Source organism: Brevibacterium jeotgali (assembly GCF_900169175.1).
GTDB classification, from domain to species: domain Bacteria; phylum Actinomycetota; class Actinomycetes; order Actinomycetales; family Brevibacteriaceae; genus Brevibacterium; species Brevibacterium jeotgali.
This window is the reverse complement of record NZ_FXZM01000003.1, coordinates 17,735-37,641: the sequence shown is the minus strand read 5'-3', so window position 1 is coordinate 37,641 and position 19,907 is coordinate 17,735. Positions and strand designations below refer to the sequence as shown.

Here is a 19,907-nt window from a genome sequence, read left to right as displayed (position 1 = left end):
TCAGTTCTCGGGCTGCGGCATCTGCTGTCCGCCTTCCCGATATTCAGGCGGTGACAGGTCGATCTTCAGATGCTCCGCGTGAGGGCCCAGGTATCGGATGAGCTCCTCCTGTCGCGGTTGTCCCATGACGTAGCGATACGCACCGACCGTTCGTACAAGCGACGAGTACCGGCGGCTCTCCATGCTCAGCGGCATCGCCGGTACGTAGCGTTCAATAGTTGCGTCGCCGGTCCTGACCCAGTACGGATCCAGGAGTGAATCACCGGCAGGACGATCGGCCTCGGCGGCGTCGAACATCCTCGACCACGGGTCGCCGCACTCCCCCACCGCAGCGGGCCCGTACTCGTCCGCGATGTTCCTCCTCACCGCGTGGCCCTTGAACCGGTGGACGCGACCTTCCCGCTGTTCGAGGTCGACCGGGTTGGACGGCAGATTCCAATGCACGACCGCGTGACTGTACGTGTGGAAGTCGAGGCCTTCCTGCCCCACAGACGTGCTTGCGAGGACGAACGGCCAGAACGGAGAGTTGAACCCCTCACGCACTGTCGCTTCTCGTTCCGACGCTTCATCGCTCGTCGCGGCACGGCCGAATCGGGCCGCGATGTGAGACTTGAGATGGCGGACGTCCACCTGAGCCTTCCCTCGTCCCACGTCGAAGTCGTGGATGGCATTCTGCGACGTGCGGATCGATGCGGAGTCATGGATGTGCTCTCCGAGCGCTTCCGCCTGGACAGCGGGTGACTCGGTCTCCAGACCGGCATCCTTGAGCATGTGACAGTACTCGTCGAGCACAGCCTGGAGATTGCCGTCAAAGCAGTACTGGAGAACCTGTCGCCAGTACGAATCCACATCTGCGCCCGCATCGTCGGTCGCGCCGCGGACAATGGACACGACTGTCGGCCGGTTGAAGAGGTTCCGAAGGCCGGTCGCAGCGTGGAGCGCGTGGGCTCTCACCTCCGAGTCGTAGAGCGCCCCACCATCCTCTGCGGATCGTGTGACTGCGCGAAGGGCGCAGACTCCGGGGCTCGCAGCCGCGATGACCGTCAGCACGAGGGCGAGATCGGATGGTGGAGGACCGAGCGCTTCTTCCAGCTCAGCGATACTCTTCTCTGCCCAGCGTGCGTGGTCCGCGAGCCGAGAGCCCTCGTTCCGGTCGGACCAGGCCCGCATCGGCAATCCGGCGGTCCACCCTTCGTCCTCCGCGGCGAGGCGGTCGAGGAGCATGGGTGCCAGCCCGTACCAGCGCCGGCGGGAGCCGTCGCCGCCGCGCTGAGGTTCTATCCCAGCCCGCGCGAGCATTCCGTCGATGCGTTCATGCACGAGGGCCCCATATTTCTCGGGATCCAGCGGCAGCGATTCGCCGGCTTCCTGCGCGATCCGCAGAGGGTCCCCCGCTCGCGCGAGCGTCGCAGACGGATAGATGACGGACAGATTGGGCAGGTTTCTCGGCGCATCGCGTTCCGAATCCCATCCGAACGCCAACGGTGTCGAAGGCGAGCCGCTCCCGTACGTCTTCTCCCGCGCCGCCGCTGAGGGATCGGACCGCACCGCACGGCGCTCCATGTCGTAGCTCACCAGCGAAGCGATCGTCTTGGGCACGACGTTCCAAGCCGAGAAGATCAGCTTCTTCGTGAACCGACGGGCCCCCTCGCTCGCGTACACACCTGCAGGTTGGAGATACGGCAGTGACGGGCTGACCCAGACCAGCCGCCATCCGTCGTGCGCCGCCAAGTCGTCGATGAGGGCACGGAGCTTGGCATTGGCGGGGTCGACTTCCCCATACTCGTGGATCGTCTGCCACGGCAGCAGCGCTTTCCGATGCAGCCGGAGCGTCCGGGCCAGTTCCCTATCTCCGTGCTCCAGGCGATCGAGCAGCTTCTCCTGCAGCTTGTAGCCCCATGAGTCCATCATGTTGTGCGTGTACGGACCCGCTCGCCAGAACTCGAACGGACTGCCCACACCCAGTTCCTGGGCGATGTCGTCGAGAGCCCTCCACCCGCGGACGTCTGCCGGCGTCAGCGTGAGGGAACCGAGCTCTTTGGTCGTCAGCATCCCGTTCCGGTCCGCAGTGGCCGCCAACCGCTCAGTGCGGGACATCACCGAACGCAGTGCATCCTCCGCCTGCTCGCGGGCGGCGTCGGCACCGGCGACGCTGTCGGGTGTCCCCGTCATGATCCCGCGGCGCATCGTGCTCAGCCATCGGGTGATCTGCTGGGCGGGCTGCTTGCCGGCGAGGAATGCGATCGTGCTCGTGAAGTCGCGATAGTGGTCTTCGCCGTCGGCGTCGTCGGACAGCGTGTACATCTTGTACGGCGTAGCCGACAGCACCAGAGTCTTCGCACCGTCTCTGCTGATGACCTGCTGGGCGAGCTTCTGCGCGTCGGTGAGGGTGATCGTGCTGTCATCGGCGAAGAGGTCTTTGAATCGCTGGAACTCATCGAGGATCACGAGGTCCGGTCTCAGCAGATCGATGGACGCGTGGGCCATGGCGATCCGCATCCGGGAGATGAGCATCTTCCGCAGTGCTACAGCCTCGTCGTCCGGCACCGAGCCCTCAGCCCATGCCCGCTGGTTCTGCAGCAGCTCCGCGAGGAGCCCCTCACCTCCGGGACCAGACTGCGCGAGCAGGTGCTCCCGGAACTGCCGAACGAGGCCTTCGGGCAGATCGCGCTCTTTCTCGAACTCGGCCACCCTCGCGGCGAAGCGCTCTTCCGAAGCCCCCACCGCCAGATAGCTGATCCACGACGGATCCGTGAAGTCATCGGCGGGGAACGCCTGTGTGAGCATCCGCTTGAGGAGCGCCCGCTCTTCCAGCTTCCCCGTCGCACGGCCCAGCTCCAGCGACGTCCCGGGGGTGAAGGCGATGACCTGCACCCTCCGGCCCTCGACCTCGCGCAGGGACAGCGGAAGAAGCGTGAGGCGGTCGGCATTGGACTGGACGACACCGTCGGTCAGCTGCGAGAGGCGGGCGAGGTTCTGTCGCGCGATCTGGTGGTTCGAGCAGATGTAGACGATCGTGATCGGTCGGCCGGCGTCCTCAGCGCTTTTCCACAGGTGATCGATGGCCTTCGCCGCGACGCCTTTAGCCACGAGCGTCTTCCCCAGCCCGACCTCGTCTGCGACGAGGAAGCGGTCGACGGTGTCACCGTCGCCCCAGAGCCGCGCGAAGACGTGCTCGACGGTCGCCAGCTGGAAGGGCTTCAGTCCGCTGAGGATCTGCCCGAGGTCGGGACGTTCGTCTGTCATGGCGCACCTTTCGGGCGGACTGTTGCGAGGACGACGTCCCACATATCGAGGAACTCCTGCGGAATCCGCTCTTCCGCACCGGGCATGGCACGCAGTTCGTCGATCTGACCTGCAACCGTCGCCAGCTGCTTCGGATCCCTCGTCGCGTGCATGAGGGGTTCGAAGAGGACGATGGGAGGAAGCCCCGCACCTGGCGACTCCCCGCTTGCCGCGGTCAGGGAGGCGTCTGCTGAACCGTCCCCCTGAGCGTCTGCGGCGAGGACTGCATCGTTCGGATCGAGCCCCAGAAGCATCGCGAGATAGAGCAGGACGCTTCGAGGACTGGACAGGATCGCTGCCAGAGCAGCACGACGCCGATCGATCGGGTCTCCTGAGAGCGCGCAGGTGAGGATGCAGCGCCGCGTCACCGCAGTCCCGTCGACGTCTGCGGTCGTCTCCACAGCGAGGAACCTCGTGACGTTTACCGGTGCGACCGTCCACACTCCCTCGCTCTCCAGTCCTCGCGCCGTGGCTGCCACGGACTGCAGCCAGACGGTGGTGTTCGCACTGAGTGCGTCGTCCGGCACGTCGAGGTCCAACCTGACCGAGATCGTGCTGTCACCGAGGATCGCCACATCGAGGACCGGCCGTCGGCGCGCCAGCTGACGGTGGAAGTGCTCGATCCGATAGCGCACGGCACGTTCGGCGTCCGTCTCCGGCTCCTCGTGCTCTGGTGTGAATGGCTCGGTGATGGAGCGGAGACCGATGGGGGCGCCCCCTCCGTCCAGGACTGCGTCGACTCCGGTCGTCGCCGTCGGTCCCCAGAGGATCACGTCGAACTCGACATTCCGAGTCCATGCTGACTGCGTGATGTTCGCGCTGCCGGTCACGGTGATGGATTCTCCGTCCGCGCCGTCCAGAACGACGGTCTTCGCGTGCAGACCGGTCTCCATAAGTGCTGGGGACGTTCCATCGCTGTCCATCTCTGCGTCGTCGTCGGTCCCTTCCGCCGCGGCGTGGAGAACTCGGGTGTCCCATGCGCTCAGTGCATGCCCACCGAGCGCATTCATCGAGTCCGCCCGTGAGATGAGTGTCGCGTCCTCCGCACTTGATCGGACTGCGTCCAGCTGACCCGCCGCGAGGAATGGGCTGACGACGAGCGCCTTCTCCGCACTCTGGGGAAAGGGCCACTCAACCTCGCCCAGCCCCATCGGCAGCAAGGAGCCATCCGTATACGGAGCGGGCAAGGCGAACCTGGCGGTCGCAAGCGAATCCGCGAGGCCTTCCACCCGCCGGGCTCGTTCCCCGCCGTTCTCATCCGTGGGCCGGGTCGCCAGATCGGGCAACCTCCGGACGAAGTCAGCGGCGGGTCGCCCGTCGATCGGTCCGTCCGCAGATTCGTCGAGGACGAGGATCGTGTCCCAGGACGAGTCCTGTGTGAGGTTCCGGCTCGTGATGATCAGGCGGTGGTGCGGCGGGTGGTCATCGGCTCCGTAGCGGACTGCCCACACCTTGGGGTGGAAGGATCCCGTCCGGTCCGGTGGCTCCACTTCGACGATGCTGTCTTCGAGGAACGTCAGGATGCGACTGTGGGACGCGGGGATATGGATGCCACCGGACTGGACGAACACCGTCGTGAGGTCGATATACCTCTGGACGGCATCCAGCACTTCGACGGTGTCTCCCTCAGATCCCTGAGGAAGAACGTCGCCGTGGGACATCGCGAACGACATCGGTGCCACGAGAACAGACTCGACGGTGAGTGAGTACGTGGTCGCGACCGCGCACTCGACGTCGAAGCCGACCGGTGGACGCAGTGCGTCGGTGAGGAGCAGCTGGTCGTCGGGGCTGAGCATCAGGAGGCGGCCTCCGCGTCGTAGAGGTCCTGCAGGTGATCTCGGACGATGCCCCAGCGGAACGTGTTGCGGCCGGTGCCGGCGGCGCCGGTCCATGCGTCCAGCGCTTGGCGGTTGCTCGGGTTGAGCCGCGCCCGAGGTCCCTTCTTCTCCTGCTCCCGGTTCGCCACGCGCGTCGCAAGACTCTGGCTGTGGATGAGGTCCTCTGCCGAGGTCGCGTCCACGACGGCCGCGCACCAACCTTCGACGAAGCTCCTTGTCGACGGGGACAGCGCGCGCCCTGTCGAGGTGACCATCATCCAGATTCGGCGGAGGTCTTCCGCATCCGGTAACCCGACGGATCTGGCCTCGTCGAACCATTCGCGTATCCACGCCTCATAGTGCTCGCCGTACGTGCTCCCGTCGTCACGCTTGCGGTGTGTCCGGCTGGCCAGGACGAGGTTGTAGAGCAGGTTCGCCCCGTGGATGGCGACGGAGTATCTGTACGCGCGATCGACCTCGCTGTGGAGCTCGAGCGGCAGATCGCGCATGACCTCTGGGGAGGCGAACGACTCTGGGGCCGAGTCCCGATCCGTCCATCCGTCCGGTTTGTTCTGCACCAGGTGCGCCAGCAGCGAATCAGGGGCGCTGTAGGTGATCGACTCACGCAGGAACCGCGCGTCCTCCGGCCGCAGAGTGAAGTCCGTCGACGTGAGCAGGTCAGGAGGAGCAGACGGCAGTCCTTCGTGGAGACCGGTCGGAGTCAGCTCCCACACGGCTTCTGGGTCGTCCGCCCGAGGCTGTGTACGCGCTTGCATCCGGCGCAGGAGGACCCGCTCGAAGTACTGACGAAGAGTGAATCCTCGCGAGATCACACCCCAGGACGAGAGCATGCCCCAATAGACGACGGAAGCGGTCCGCTTGAGATCGGCACCGGCGACTCTGCCGATCACTCCTGTGACTTCGCGTCCCTCCAGTAATGCCGTCGTCAGCTGGAATTCGCTGCGCGCGAAGGCTGCGGACATCTCAGAGACGCTCGACCGACGATCAGCCGCCAGCTGCATGAGCCACGGGACGAAGAGGGCGTAGCGGATGCGGGTGTGCAGTGTGGACGTGCCGGGGAAGAGGGTGTCTGCGAACGCATCGCGTATTCCGCCGAGGCCCAGGTCGTCGATGGTCGTCGAGTCCCGGAACTGATCGACGAGCCCCGTCATCCGCCGACGCTGCTCCGCGTCCGTCGCTACCCATCCGAAAACCGAGGTCATGGAACCATCCTCGCTGATGAGAACTCCTCTCGTCATTCAGACGCGCGGACGACACATATTTCGCTTGTATCGCGTGAGACCTTTGCGAGAGACGACCGTTTCAGCGGCATATGCGAGACTCACCGAGATAGAAAGATGGAACGGCCACGTTGCGAATCGAAGACAGCAACGCTGGAGCAGACGCGAAGGTCCTCCAGTTGAAGTCGTTGTTGGCCAGAAACGCACTAAATGTTGAGCAACTAGATGTTGTGGGTCATGACGTTGTAGTCACCGATCGGGGATGAAGGAACGGGTCCCTGGACTGCACGATGGGTGGTGTCGAAGCAACCATCCAGCAGAAAGAGACCCGTTCCAATGACCCACGCTAACGCGCCGCTGACGCCTGCCGGAAGACAGCGTCTCGTTGACCGCGTCCTCGACTACGGCCGACCGCTGTCCCACGTCGCAGCCGAAGCCGGCATCGCCAGAGCAACACTGACGAAATGGGTCGCCCGCTACCACGCTGATGGCCCCGATGCGCTCGAGGATCGCTCCAGCGCACCAGCCCGGCGTCCGCACCGGCTTGCACTCGAGGCGATCGAACTGATCGATCGGTGGCGGCGTGACTACAAATGGTCCGCCCGACGCATCACCCTCGAACTCGTCGAGCAGGGGCACCACTGCTGCGTACGAACAGTCTCTCGCTGGTTGAAGCGCCTCGGGATCGCCCGCCGTCGCGATCTGGACCCGACCGGGGAGAACAACCGGCAGCCCGGGCGGATCACGGCGAGGTTTCCGGGACACATGATCCACCTCGACGTGAAGAAGGTCGGCAAGATCCCCGATGGCGGCGGCTGGTGGGCTCACGGCCGCGGCAGCAAGCCAGCGCTGGCCAGCAAGCGGGCGCACAAGCAGAAAGTCGGCTACACCTACCTGCACTCCGCGATCGATGACTTCTCACGGCTGGCGTACACCGAGTCTCTTGAGGACGAGACCGCGGCGACTACAGTCGGGTTCTTCGCTCGCGCTCGTGCCTACTTCGCTGTCCACGGCATCACCCGCTGCGTGCGCGTAGTCACGGACAACGGAACCAACTACCGAGCCGCAGCTTTCGCCCGCTCCGCTAAGTCACTGGCGTCGCGGCACCAGCGCACTCGCGCGTACACGCCCAGGCATAACGGCAAGGTCGAGCGCTACCAGCGACTGCTGACCGAGGAATGCCTCTACGCCCGTGTCTACGCCTCTGAACAGGCCCGCCGGAACGCGATTGGCGTATGGGTCCATCACTACAACTACCATCGGCCTCACACCGCTTGTGCAGACCTGCCTCCCGCTAGCCGAGTCCACGACCGTGTCGACAACGTCGTGACCTCATACACCTAGAAGCTCGAGAAGCTCCTGCCACTCGTAGGGCAAGTAGGCGAAGTCGTCGAATAGCTCGATCGAGGCGACACCGAGTGGCCAGGTATCGGAATCGGACACCGCGGCGAGTTCACGGAGCACGGTGAGAATCTCACGGAGGTCGTCGACGGATCCGGGCGCGAGAGTGGCGCGCGGGTCCGAGCAGGTCCGACGGTGATGCGGGATTCGATAGCGCTGAGGGCTGAGGGCTGAGAGCCGGGAGGGTGTGGCGTCTGCCGCTGCGCGTCCTGCGCTGATCGCGGCGTCGCGCAGCGCGAGCACTTGTCGTGCGGTGTTCCACGGATCCTTTGCGAAGGACTCCCGGTACCACGGGTGGTCGGCCCGCTCCATGAGTGCAGGGACTGCGCAACGCGAGCCGGGAGGGTGCCTCTTGGACGTGTGAGCCCCAGCCGTGTTTGCAGAAGGGAAAGCAACTGAAGTGGGCCGAGGACGGCACGGTTCCAGCCGTCGTCGTCCCCCGCAGCATCGCCACTCGCACCCTAACCAAAACGAATATCCATGGAGTCCTCACACTCTGTCGACGACCGTCTTCAGGTTCTTGCACACGCGCCTGCTCGATCATTCTCCGAGATGCGTGCTTCTACACTCGGATCTCAAGAAACGGTTGCGCCGCAGAGCCCATCTTGCCAACAGGCTGTCAGCGCTCCTCTAGACGAAAGTCGTCCACTGTGGCCTACGAGTCTCGCCACAATACATCACGAAGGGTCGTTTCTCGCCAATACTTCCGCCTGTTCAAGAACCAGCTCAATAGCTGTCTTCTCCGCGTCTGGCGGATAGTCGTACTTCGCAAGAAGCCGCCGTACCTTCGATCGCATCTCTGCGCGAACACTTTCCTTCTGATCCCAGTCGATGACGACACTTGTTCGCACGGCCGAAACAAGATCAACTGCGATCTTTTTCAGCGTTTCGTCACCGAGCTCAAGCACAGCAGCATCATTCTGTGCAATTGCGTCGTACAGAGCGATCTCGGCAACCGAGAGACCGAGCTCCTCATGACGCTGCTGAGCATCGCGCATCTGCTTGGCGAGCTTGACGAGTTCAGCGATGATCTCGGCGGTTGTCAACGAGCGGTTCGTGTACCGGTTCACTGCCTCGTCGAGCATCTCCGAGAACTTCCGGCACTGCACAAGGTTCGTGCGCTGCACAGTGCGGATCTGATCGTTCAGGAGACGGCGCAGCAGACCCATCTGGAGGTTGGGCTTCTCCCTATCGGCAAGCGAATCGAGGAACTCATCGCTGAGGATCGAGATCTCAGGCGTCTCCACGCCAGCGAGCTTGAACACGTCGACGACCTGGTCCGCGGCAACGGCCTCGTTGAGCAGCTGGCCGAGGGCCGTGTCGATCTCCACGGCGCCGGATCCGCCTTTCCCGGAGTCCGGGTTCTGGATCTTCAGAATTGCCGCGCGGACATCCGTGAACAGCCGCACGTCGTTCCTGATCGCCGCGGCCTCATCGCGAGCGCCCGCCAGGGCAAATGCTTTCGCCAACGCGAGTACCTGGTCGTTGAATCGCGAGGTGCGGTCGGGATCGGCCATGACGAAGTCGAGGACCTTGGCGTACTCGTTCAGCCGCTGCGACGCCGTCAGCTCCGGTGAGGAGTCGTACTTGACGCCGTGCAGGAGCCCGCGGACGATATCGTGCTTCTCCAGCATGACCTGGACCATCTCGTCTATCGGCACGCCTGCCTGATCGCGGTCCGATGGCGAGTACTCGGCCAGCGCCGACTGAAGGTTGGCGAATACGCCGATGTAGTCGACGATCAGCCCACCAGGCTTGTCCCGGAAGGTCCTGTTCACGCGTGCGATCGCCTGCATGAGCCCCGCACCCTGCATGGTCTTGTCGACGTACATGGTGTGCATCGACGGCGCATCGAACCCGGTCAGCCACATATCGCGGACGATCACTAGCTCCAGCGGATCGTCTGCGTTCTTCGCCCGCAGCTTGAGGTCCTTGCGTACATCCTTCGGGTGGATGTGCGGCTGGAACTCCGTGGGATCAGCTGCGGACCCTGTCATGACGACCTTGATCTTGCCCTCGGCAGGATCGTCCGAGTGCCAGTCTGGCCGCAATGCGACAATCTTCTCGTAGAGCCGGACAGCGATGCGCCGGCTCATGGTCACGATCATGCCCTTTCCGAACAGCGACTCGCGACGCTTCTCCCAGTGCTCGACGATGTCCTGCGCAACGAGATCCAGCCGAGACTCGGCACCGACGATCGCTTCCAGCCTCGACCATCGAGACTTGGCCGCCGTGGCCGTGTCTTCTTCGACGGTCTCGGTAATCTCGTCAGCGAGATCGTCCAACGTTGCGAGGTCAGACTCAGACAGGTCGATCTTAGCCAGGCGGGATTCGTAGAAGATCCGCACCGTCGCGCCGTCCTCGACCGCCCTGGTGAGGTCGTACACGTCGACGTAGTCGCCGAACACGGACCGGGTGGACTTGTCATTCGACTCAATCGGCGTGCCAGTGAAGCCGAGGTACGTTGCGCCGGGCAGCGAGTCGCGCATGTGCTTGGCAAGGCCGGCCTTCAGCCGTCCATGCCGGTCAAGCTTCTCCCCAAACCCGTACTGGCTGCGATGCGCCTCGTCCGCAATGACGACGACGTTCCGCCGATCCGTGAGCACGGGGTTGGTGTCGCCGTCCTCGCCGGGCGCGAACTTCTGCAAGGTCGTGAACACGATGCCGCCGGACACCCGCTTGAGCTTCGCGCGGAGGTCAGAGCGCGTCGAAGCCTGCACGGGCGTCTCGGGCAAGATCTGGGCCGGGGCAAAGGTCTCGCCGAAAAGCTGGTCGTCGAGGTCGTTGCGGTCGGTGATGAACACCAGCGTCGGGTTGGCCATGCGAGGGTCGCGCATGACCTTCGCGGCGTAGAACACCATCTCGAAGCTCTTGCCCGAGCCCTGCGTGTGCCACACGACGCCACCACGACGGTCGCCCTGGGGGCTGGACGCCTGCACCGTGGACTCGACGGCAGCATTAACCGCCCAGTACTGGTGATACTTCGCCACGCGCTTCACGAGAGACCTCGTCGGCTGCCCGGTCGCTTTGTCGGTGACTGTCTCGTCGCTGAACACGATGAAGTTCTTCAGCAGGTCGAGGAAGCGACTCTTCTCGAACACGCCCTTGATCAGGACCTCAAGCGCAGGACGGTCGCTGATGACCTCGCGCCCGTCGATCGTCTTCCAGGGCGCAAAGTGCTCGAAGGAGCCCGAGTAGCTGCTCATCGCAGCCGAGGTGCCGTCAGAGATCACCGTGAGCGCATTCGGCACGAACACCGACGGAGTGTCGTGCCGGTACGTCTGCACCTGGTTCCACGCCGACTTCAGCGTCGCGTGCTCAGCACCAGGGTTCTTGAGCTCCAGCAACGCGAGAGGAAGTCCGTTGACCATCACGAGCACATCGGGACGACGGTTCTTGCCGTTCTCAACGATGGTGAACTGGTTGACCGCCACCCAGTCGTTGTTGTCTGGGTTCTTGAAGTCCACCAGCCACAGGCGGGTCGTCCGCAGCAGACCGTCATCGCCACGATGCTCGACCGGCACTCCCTCGGTGATGAGCTGGTGCAGGCGAGCATTCTCATCGATCGGACTCTGCGACTCGGCACGCTGAACGGTCTTCACAGCCTCCCCGACCAACGAAGCGTCCGTGCCCGGGTTGATCCGCCGGAACGCCCCACGTAGCCGCTCCCACAAAACGACGTCCACGTACGATTCCCGCTCCGCGCTGGGCTCTCCTGGTGCGATGTCGGGGCCGTGCACGCGTCGGTAGCCCAGCTCCGCGAAGTATTCCAGAGCGGCCTGCTCGACGATGTTCTCGTTGAACGTAGTCATGCCGCAGCTTCTTCGGCAGGGACACGGATTCGACCGGAGAGCAGTTCAGGGAGGAGCGAGTCGCGCAGAGCAATAAGCGTCTGCGTCTCGAACAACTGGTCGCGGATTTGTTCAATCAAGGCGAACGTGAGTTCCTCGAAAGCTCCCAATGCCGATGGATCCGGTATCAGGACCGGCATCTCGGCCAGTGCCCCGTCCCAAACCGCATACGGCATGGTTGAGCCTTTTGAAGTGGCCTCCGCGTATGCGATAGTATCATCGCTGTCACAGGTGAGCAGACAGTAAGCAAGACTCTGCGCCAACCTCGGTCGCAAGACGAACGTGGTATTGCGAGTGATGCCTGGAAACGGAGCAAGCGCAACTCGATGAAAATAGACTCTCATGGCGCCTACCAGAATGTCATTCTTCTCGAATGCGAAAAGGCTGCTACGTGCTTCGTCGTTAGGGCGGGCCCCATCAAGGCCGACAGAGTTCATCGGGATCGCATCAATGGGTATGTACGGACGATCTGCATACACTCCAGGCTTAATAGATTCTCGGACGGCGTCGACAACGTCCCGTAGCTTGCCTTCTTGCCAGCTTTTCGGAGCTCTTCCGCCCCAAGGTGAGTATTTGGAGAACCAGGATCGGTATTGCGCTCTGAGGAGTTCCTGCGCCAATTGCGTCTTACGCCGGTTCGACTCGATCTTGTCGTCGAGTGCGCCGAGCGTCGCGGCGATCGCACGCTGTTCAGAAACCGGAGGCACGTTGACTTCGATGTTGGCAAGGTAGTTGCGGTTCAGAGATGGCTGAGCGCTTCCGGAGTTGAATGCGGTGAAGTCAATTGAATCGAGCAGGTAAAAGGCCCATCTTGGATCACTACTTTTGAAGTCTTTGACGAAGAGCGCTGTGTTCAGTGGCCAGTAGTCATCTTCTACGTATGTTGCGACTCCGATGGAGGCCCCACTTCGTCCAATCGCGACTCCTGGGCCCTTGTACTTGGGAACGTCGTGAAAACCGGTCACGCCGAACGAGCCGATCACCGGTACTTGCCCTTTCCCGCGGCTTGCCGCGGGCAAGTCGTGCCCGCGCTGGAGGGTGACAACGTCGGCGAGAGTGCTTCGAGTCCAGCCGCTCATGATCCCAAGCCCCCGAGTCGCTGCCGAATCTCGTCTTCCAACCCACGTCCGCGCGCGAACTCCGCGAACAGTTCCTTCGTGAGACGCTCGATCTTCTCGTCGATCGGTTCGTCGTCGACCTCTGCCTCAGCGGCGCCGACGTAACGGCCTGGAGTGAGGACGAAGTCATGCTTATCGACCTCGTCGATCGTCGCAGACTTCGCGAAGCCGGGTACGTCCTTGTAGCCGCCGTCGTGGTTGCGCCATGCGTGGTACGTGCCCGCGATCTCTTCGATGTCCCCGTCTGAAAGCACGCGCAGCCGGCGTGACTCCATCGTGCCGAGCTTGCGGGCGTCGATGAACAGCACCTCGTCGCGCCGCTGGCGATGCCCGTTGCCCGCGCGTCCTTTCGAGACGAACCACAGTGCCACAGGGATTCCGGTATTGAAGAAGAGTTTGTCGGGCATCGCGACGACGCAGTCGACGAGACCAGCCTCGACCAGCTTGCGTCGGATCTCGCCCTCGCCACCGGTCTTCGAGGACAGTGACCCGTTAGCGAGCACGAAACCTGCGGTGCCGTTTGGTGCGAGGTGGTAGATGAAGTGCTGCACCCAACCGAAGTTCGCGTTCCCCTTCGGCGGCGTGCCGTACTTCCATCGGGGGTCATCGCCGAGCTTCGCGTCCCACCAGTCAGAGACGTTGAACGGCGGGTTCGCAATCACGTAGTCAGCACGAAGGTCCGGGTGGAGATCCTCGGTGAACGAGTCCGCAGAGTGCGACCCCATATCCGCCTCGATGCCTCGCAGCGCGAGGTTCATCTTCGCGAGCTTCCACGTCGTATCGGTGTACTCCTGGCCGTAGACGGAAATGTCCGTGCGCTTGCCCCCGTGCGCCTTCACGAACTCCGCCGACTGCACGAACATGCCGCCAGAACCTGCGGCGGGGTCGTACACGCGACCCTTGTAGGGCTCCAACATCTCGACGAGGGTCTTGACCACGGATCGGGGCGTGTAGAACGCCCCGGCGTCCTTGCCCGTCTCCTTGCCCGCGAACTGGCCGAGGAAGTACTCGTACACCCGACCGAGGACGTCGTCCGCACCGTGGTCGTCGGTCTCGGTGAAGCCGATGGAGCCGATCAAGTCGACAAGCTCGCCGAGGCGCCTCTTGTCGAGGCCGTCGCGGCCGTAGTTGCGAGGCAGCACGCCGCTCAGGGAAGGATTCTCCTTCTCGATGAGGTCCATCGCGTTGTCGATGATCTCGCCGACCTGAGGGTGCTTCGCGGAGTCCTGGACCGAGCTCCAGCGAGCCTTCGCCGGCACCCAGAAAACGTTATGACTGGTGTACTCGTCGCGCTCTTCGAGGAACGAGTCGATCCGCTCAGGTTTGATGCCTTCGACAGCGAGTTCGCCCTTGAGCTGCTCCCGCCGCTCCACGAACTGATCGGACACGTACTTCAGGAAGACTAGTCCAAGCACGACGTGCTTGTACTCGCTGGGCTCCTGGTTGCCGCGCAGCTTGTCGGCGGTCTCCCACAGCGTTTGCTCCAGGGTCTTCGCTGGCTTCGGCTTCGCTACACGTCTGGCCATTTGCTGTCGCTCCTCCGCGCGGGAAACGCGCCTCAATGTGTATCCACCTGCGTTTTTGATACTACCTACGTGTGCCTACATAACTAGTCGACCGACGTTCGCGGGCTTGCCGCGCCGCGGAACGACACCGGTGACGAGCTGATGGGATGCTCCTGTGGGAAGCAAGCACAGAGGCAACGATGACAGATCGCGATCCAGAGTGTTCAAGCTAACTCGCCCCCATACCTACCTACAACGGTTTCCGCGTACGGGCCCCGTTGGCGGCGACTTCGGAATACTCCAGCGCGAGATGCTCTTCGTCCCAGGCCCCGCAGCCAGACAGTTGAACTCCGCCTACAAGGGCGGGTTGATCGGCCGTCAGGACTGGGACGGTCTTGTCGACGACGTGCCTGGACTTCGTGCTGGGTCGGATAGTCCGTCTCGCGTCGGCTGGATTTCGGGCTCGGCTACCGACCACGGGTGGCAGATCGCGGGATATGCTCGGTCTGGTGACAGCCCTAAATCCTCCCAACGACGAGCACCCGCCAAGCCGAGCAGCAGTGGGCGTCCCGAAGCAAGAAGTAGTCTTGCACAGAGCTATGCAACGTGATGCGTTGCGCCTGATGCGCCCAGGACTGGGACGTAGTACGTTCCTGCTACTTGAGCCGAGCCTCGAGTTTGGAAGACCGGACGGAGTACTAATTACCGCGTCCTCATCTGCACTACGATCGTTCAAGCGCAAAGGCTTACGCCTACCTAGTTTGACTGCCGCAAAGAGCCTAATGGGCGCGCCCACGAATGTGACAAGTCGGCGAGAGCGCTCGCTTGCGAATGAACTCCGGCGCCAAGGATGGAACGAACATTACATGACGAGTTCCGCGAGGATCGTGCATGACTCGATTGCGCTCGAAGCGAAGATGGCCGATTGGAGAAAAGCTGTAAGGCAGGCAACCCAGTACCGACTCGGCACCGCACGAACCGCGATCATCGTCCCGAACCGCGTGAGCAGAAGTATTCCGGATCATATCATGGAAATCAATTGTGTCGGACTAATCGCAGAACGCCAGGGAAGGCTAGAATGGCGGCTTCCTGCGCCAGGGAGGGAAACCAGTCCCAGCCACGACGCATGGCTAATAGAGTTACTGATCCGCGGATTAGCCAACAACTCAGCTCACAGGGCCACCTGAGCAACGAACGAATTCAGGCCATCACGCAACGAAACCACGCGATTACGATAGCTTGGGTCAACTATCAGCCCGCTCCCACTCACCTGATCCCATAGTTCTATTGCGCGTTCAAGACTCCCTTGCACAACGCGCACCCTCTCCGAAATTGAAGGCTCGCTACTCAGGAGATTCGACCTAACAGCGAGACCTTCAAGAAAGTCAACCTGAGCAGCACTCCGAGTCAACGCGTCAAATGAAGTGTTATCGAAACGTGCAACTTCTGCGGGCGTAAAAACGACGCCCTTAAACTCCGAATTGAACAGTATAGCTGATTCCGACTCCGCCTTCGGAAGAGACCACATTCGACTCAAATGAGTGCGCACAGTGGCGGGCCGCCCTCCAGTGGCTGGATTCATCCATTTTGCAGAACTAAATTGTCTAAGCGTGTAAGACCAACCCGACGCTGCCACCGACCCCCCGACGGCAATCGACAGGATGCCCTCGAACTCCGTGAACCCAAGAATCACCTTAAAATCATTTAACGTGCCTAGAGCGTGCACTAGACGTAGAAGGTTGGACAATTTCGCGGGTGCCCATGGAAGCGGGGGGTAGTTCGTACTGGGTCGACTGACCAGTATGTAGAAGCCGCTGACGGGAAGTGTAGTTACTACATCGAGCCACCGCTCAACAGATCCCCAATCCGCCAAAGCCGATTCGTCAATGGCAACTGTTGCGATCGTCCTATCCGCTCCCCATTGATGCCCTGCGGTCCGTGCAAACTGGACAGCGAGAGGCGTCCATACGTCTGCAAGGGTATCTTGCAACGGAGCCGGAGCAATCCATTCGCCATTTGAATTGAGCCGACTATTTAACCGGCCGACCGCTGCAATGAATCTCGAAACTGAGTCCGCATCTTCCGCCCATGTGAGTCCGCCGAAATCAAGGCCGTGAACATCGTGCTTCCGACCGGCGCCAGGCGGTCTAGTGGAATAGCGATACGTCTGTGGATCTATGAACACTTTAAGATCATTCTCTGAACACCATTTTGCAGTTTCACTCAAGGCGTCCTCGTCCTCATCACCTGGACTGAGGATGACTCCCGCCACGCGAGTACGATTATGGAGGTCACTAATCTTTTGAGCTTTCCCGTAACCATGCTGAACCATGAAAGACATTATGCAGCTCCAAGCAATTCGAGAGGAATATTTGGGCTCCGATACCTGCCGTATGAACGACGGGATAACATGCGGCCGATAACTTCACGAACGTCCGAGTCTAGTTGGAAACTTTCGAGGATTGATGGGTCGAAATTTTCCAATGCGCGAAAGTACTCAGCCTCTCGCATGCCAGTTTGATAAATTGGGTGCGCGCCGATCGCTGCTTCAAGGACCGTGAGGGCGATCGAGTATTGGTCCGTCCTGAAATCTATCTGGACGTTCCGCCGCAGTTCGAATTGCTCGGGTGCTGCATACAACGGCGTTCTCGGCGACTCATGATCAGTCGCAGTGATAGCCGACATCCCTCCAAATAACGCGATGCCGAGATCGAGGAGAACTGGCTCACCTGCTTCGTCAAACGCAACGTTACTCGGCTTAATATCGCGATGGACGATCTCGCCAGAGTCCCACAAAGCTTTGGAAGCACGCAAGAGCCCCACCATTAACCGCCGCACTTCCTTTCGATCCATCACGTCACCAGCCAACCTCTGGTCTAACGTACTGCCGCCGTAAAACGGCTCTTCATACGCTAGATAGCGCGCGCTACCGATTTGCCGGAGAACTGGCTTAGATTTCAAACGCACAACATTTGGACAATCGATAGAGCTCATGCCTGCGATTTCTCGCGCGATTCGTTCCGGCGCATGCTCCAAGTCGAACTCGCCAATCTCCCTTTCCAGAGGATGTGCATATATTATCTTCAAGACCAGAGGTTCGTCGCAGTCGAATGCTTTAAATGCAACCTTAAAAGCACCCTGCCCCAAATGTGGAACGACGACGCACAGTTCTGGAAACGCAGCTTCGACATCTCCACTGTTGAACGGAATAGCAGGTAACATCACTGACTACACCAGCCTTCTTGGGGCTGGGTCAAGGAACGACTCCGACCATAATCTGCTCCGTTGACATATGCTTCGGTCATGAGCCTAGGTTACCCCTTCTTTAGATTCTTGTTTCTCCACTTCGCCTCGCATCTGAGTGAGGGGACACGCCTCATAATGGCATAGTTTCAGGTGGAAGCGCACCACGCTGAGTCACCCGACTCTGACAACCTCAACGCCCAAACACGGTGCAACACCGGTTGCGACGTCGCGGTCGTCTCGTATGCGAGCAACCACGTAACCAGCGTTTCACGACCGTCCAGGGCGCAGTCGAGCTCACACGCTTCACAGAGTCATCGTTGTCTAGTAGCCGCAACTGAATTAGTGGATGGCTCGCCGAAATCTCGCGCGCTTCTTCAGAGCGGGTGAATCATCTGGGGCATCCGAATGCAATGCGTATCTCGGGTCGTCCGAAAGCGCGGATCACTTGCGAGCATGCGACGAGACGGAGGTATGACGGGCTGTCCGACCAATCCACGGTACGTTTTTCAGCGGCAAGTTCTCGGAAGACAGTGCGTCGGAGAGCGACGAGGCGGTCGTGCACCGAGCATAAGGCAAGAACCTCGTATGACGCTTGCGCTCCTAGCCAATTGCACACACGGTGAGTATCCGCGGAGACCCACCTCGCATGCTTCTACCCACATGCGTCGTTGTTCCGACACCTAGGTGTTGCGGGCGATGGCGGCGGGATCCCGCCGTACCCCGCGATGAATGGCAGACATGGGCGCAATCGTGATCGACCAGTTCAAGACCTTCGCGTCCCTCAAGGACGTCGAGAAACCCGAGCCGGGATCACGCCCACATTCAGCTCCGGCGCCGTCTCCGGCCGTTCCTCCTCCGGGAACTCGTGCACGATCTGATCGACCATCGGCTGTAGGAACAGCTGCCCCAGCTGCCGGACCATGACCGCGACCACCTGCTCGACGCGGTGTCGTTCCGTCGACGCCTGGCCGGCCTCGCGCATCGTGTCCACGCTCTCCCGCGTCAGCAGCACCAGCCGTGAGATGAGCGCGCCGTCACCGTCCAGCTGCAGGATCTCCCGGCGCAGATAGTCGACGACCAGCGGGTTCTCCTGCAGCATCCGCGCGACCGCTGCGTTGCGCTCGCGCGTGCCCGCCACCTGTTCATCGGACTCCGCATCCGCGTCCTCGATGGCAGAGGCGAATAGGCTGACGATCCATCGCTCCACCCCGTCCCGCATCCCATCCTTCGACCCGAAGTAGTGCGGGATCAGCCCCACAGTCACACCGGCATCCTCCGCGATCGCCCGCAGCGTCGTACCCGCGAACCCGTGCGCCGCGAATCGGCTGAGCGCCGAGTTGCGGATGCGCGCTCGGCGCGTGAGATCGCCATCCCGATCATGCTCGGTGTCCTGGTCATCTTTCACCGCTGCCCCCTGTGCCACAGCACTCCCTCCCTGGACGCTCTTCGATCCATCGGCCTCTGCCAGATCCTGCCACCCACCCTATTGAACAACTCTTCAAAGTTCTATACATTCGTTCAAGACGGTGACGACGCCGTAGCCCGACCGCAAGGAGACAGCGTGGACGACTCAGCAGCACTGACAGGCATCACGGTCATCACGCTTGCCGTCAACCTGCCGGGGCCACTCGCCGCAGCCCGCCTGACCGCGATGGGTGCGCGTGTCATCAAAGTCGAACCACCGTCCGGCGATCCGCTGCAGCACGCGGCGCCCCAGTACTACCGCGAGCTGGCCGCCCACCAAGAGGTCATGGTGCTCGACCTCAAGACGGACTCAGACAGAGCGACACTCGACAGCCTTGCGGCCGGTGCCCACGTCCTCCTCACCTCGATGCGCCCGCGTGCAGCAGAATCCCTCGGTCTCCCCTCGCTCGTCGAACGCCACGGCCTGGTCCACGTCGAGATCGTCGGCTTCAACGGCGACCGCGCAGACGTCCCCGGCCACGACCTCACCTACCAGGCCGCCCACGGCTCCCTGGTGCCCGGCACGATGCCGACAGTCCCGATCGCAGACATCCTGGGAGGCGAGCGCGCGGTCACCGCAGGCCTGGCAGGACTGCGTCAACGAGAGCAGGACCCGGCGGGCACCTCGGGCGGCATCGTTCAGCGCGTGGCACTCGACGATGCCGCGCACTGGGCAGCTGGGATGGCACGACACGGCCTCACCTCCCCCGGCGCGCACCTGGGCGGCGGCTCACCCTTCTACCAGACCTATGCGACTGCCGACGGGCACATCGCGATCGGCGCCGTCGAACCGCACTTCGCATCGACAGTCGGCCAGATGATCGGCTCCGACCACGACACTCTGACCCGGGCCTTCGCAGCCCGCCCCACGCAGACGTGGATGGAGCTGGCACACACCCACGACCTCCCCATCGAACCCATCCTCAATCCCTCCGCCCCCCGCCTAGATCACCCGGGCGCGACCAGCTGAACAAGCCCT

The 19,907-nt window shown here is 62.2% G+C and carries 11 protein-coding genes; 2 read left to right on the top strand and 9 right to left on the bottom strand.

Annotated elements, in window-relative coordinates; translation table 11 throughout:
- The 3 genes from BJEO58_RS03650 to BJEO58_RS03640 are packed head-to-tail and all read right to left on the bottom strand — an operon-like array spanning position 1 to position 6,325.
- Positions 1-3,246: a DEAD/DEAH box helicase gene (locus BJEO58_RS03650; RefSeq protein ID WP_101587855.1), complete on the bottom strand. Its 3,246-nt coding sequence runs from the start codon at positions 3,244-3,246 to the stop codon at positions 1-3.
- Positions 3,243-5,081: a phospholipase D family protein gene (locus tag BJEO58_RS03645; RefSeq protein ID WP_101587853.1), complete on the bottom strand. Its 1,839-nt coding sequence runs from the start codon at positions 5,079-5,081 to the stop codon at positions 3,243-3,245. Before BJEO58_RS03645 ends, BJEO58_RS03650 begins: the two co-directional genes overlap by 4 nt.
- Complete coding sequence (locus BJEO58_RS03640) at positions 5,081-6,325, bottom strand: DUF6361 family protein (RefSeq protein WP_101587851.1); 1,245 nt, start codon at positions 6,323-6,325, stop codon at positions 5,081-5,083. The genes BJEO58_RS03645 and BJEO58_RS03640 overlap by 1 nt, the downstream gene beginning before the upstream one ends.
- 354 nt (positions 6,326-6,679) lie before the next feature.
- Between BJEO58_RS03640 and BJEO58_RS03635 the strand changes: the two genes are divergently transcribed.
- A complete protein-coding gene (locus BJEO58_RS03635) occupies positions 6,680-7,687 on the top strand; it encodes an IS481 family transposase (protein ID WP_101587849.1) in 1,008 nt (335 codons plus the stop codon).
- On the opposite strand, the gene BJEO58_RS03630 is transcribed toward BJEO58_RS03635, so the two are convergent.
- The 6 genes from BJEO58_RS03630 to BJEO58_RS03605 all read right to left on the bottom strand — a co-directional run bounded on the left by BJEO58_RS03630 (position 7,676) and on the right by BJEO58_RS03605 (position 18,869).
- On the bottom strand, positions 7,676-8,056 hold the full coding sequence (locus BJEO58_RS03630; RefSeq protein WP_144573811.1) for a hypothetical protein: 381 nt from the start codon (positions 8,054-8,056) through the stop codon (positions 7,676-7,678). The genes BJEO58_RS03635 and BJEO58_RS03630 overlap by 12 nt on opposite strands.
- Before the next feature lie 365 nt (positions 8,057-8,421).
- Positions 8,422-11,556 (bottom strand): type I restriction endonuclease subunit R, encoded by a 3,135-nt coding sequence (locus BJEO58_RS03625; RefSeq protein WP_101587845.1) that lies wholly within the window; start codon positions 11,554-11,556, stop codon positions 8,422-8,424.
- Positions 11,553-12,674 carry a restriction endonuclease subunit S gene (locus tag BJEO58_RS03620; protein ID WP_101587844.1) on the bottom strand — a complete coding sequence of 374 codons (1,122 nt, stop codon included), beginning with the start codon at positions 12,672-12,674 and terminating at the stop codon, positions 11,553-11,555. The genes BJEO58_RS03625 and BJEO58_RS03620 overlap by 4 nt, the downstream gene beginning before the upstream one ends.
- The gene (locus tag BJEO58_RS03615) at positions 12,671-14,239 is read right to left on the bottom strand and encodes a class I SAM-dependent DNA methyltransferase (RefSeq protein WP_101587842.1); all 1,569 of its coding nucleotides are present in this window, start codon (positions 14,237-14,239) and stop codon (positions 12,671-12,673) included. The genes BJEO58_RS03620 and BJEO58_RS03615 overlap by 4 nt, the downstream gene beginning before the upstream one ends.
- 2,319 nt (positions 14,240-16,558) lie before the next feature.
- Complete coding sequence (locus tag BJEO58_RS03610; RefSeq protein WP_101587840.1) at positions 16,559-17,440, bottom strand: serine/threonine protein kinase; 882 nt, start codon at positions 17,438-17,440, stop codon at positions 16,559-16,561.
- 805 nt (positions 17,441-18,245) lie between these two features.
- Positions 18,246-18,869, bottom strand: a complete 624-nt coding sequence (locus BJEO58_RS03605; protein ID WP_101588184.1) for a TetR/AcrR family transcriptional regulator — start codon at positions 18,867-18,869, stop codon at positions 18,246-18,248.
- A 156-nt stretch (positions 18,870-19,025) separates the two neighbouring features.
- Between BJEO58_RS03605 and BJEO58_RS03600 the strand changes: the two genes are divergently transcribed.
- Entirely contained in the window at positions 19,026-19,898 is an 873-nt protein-coding gene (locus BJEO58_RS03600; protein WP_246075954.1) for a CoA transferase, read from the top strand.
- Positions 19,899-19,907 lie beyond the last annotated feature (9 nt).

Excerpts from the sequence above, each read along its gene's own strand:
- BJEO58_RS03650 (WP_101587855.1), bottom strand. The coding sequence starts at position 3,246 with ATGACAGACGAACGTCCCGACCTCGGGCAGATCCTCAGCGGACTGAAG.
- BJEO58_RS03645 (WP_101587853.1), bottom strand. The coding sequence starts at position 5,081 with ATGCTCAGCCCCGACGACCAGCTGCTCCTCACCGACGCACTGCGTCCA.
- BJEO58_RS03640 (WP_101587851.1), bottom strand. The coding sequence starts at position 6,325 with ATGACCTCGGTTTTCGGATGGGTAGCGACGGACGCGGAGCAGCGTCGG.
- BJEO58_RS03635 (WP_101587849.1), top strand. The coding sequence starts at position 6,680 with ATGACCCACGCTAACGCGCCGCTGACGCCTGCCGGAAGACAGCGTCTC.
- BJEO58_RS03630 (WP_144573811.1), bottom strand. The coding sequence starts at position 8,056 with ATGGAGCGGGCCGACCACCCGTGGTACCGGGAGTCCTTCGCAAAGGAT.
- BJEO58_RS03625 (WP_101587845.1), bottom strand. The coding sequence starts at position 11,556 with ATGACTACGTTCAACGAGAACATCGTCGAGCAGGCCGCTCTGGAATAC.
- BJEO58_RS03620 (WP_101587844.1), bottom strand. The coding sequence starts at position 12,674 with ATGAGCGGCTGGACTCGAAGCACTCTCGCCGACGTTGTCACCCTCCAG.
- BJEO58_RS03615 (WP_101587842.1), bottom strand. The coding sequence starts at position 14,239 with ATGGCCAGACGTGTAGCGAAGCCGAAGCCAGCGAAGACCCTGGAGCAA.
- BJEO58_RS03610 (WP_101587840.1), bottom strand. The coding sequence starts at position 17,440 with ATGTTACCTGCTATTCCGTTCAACAGTGGAGATGTCGAAGCTGCGTTT.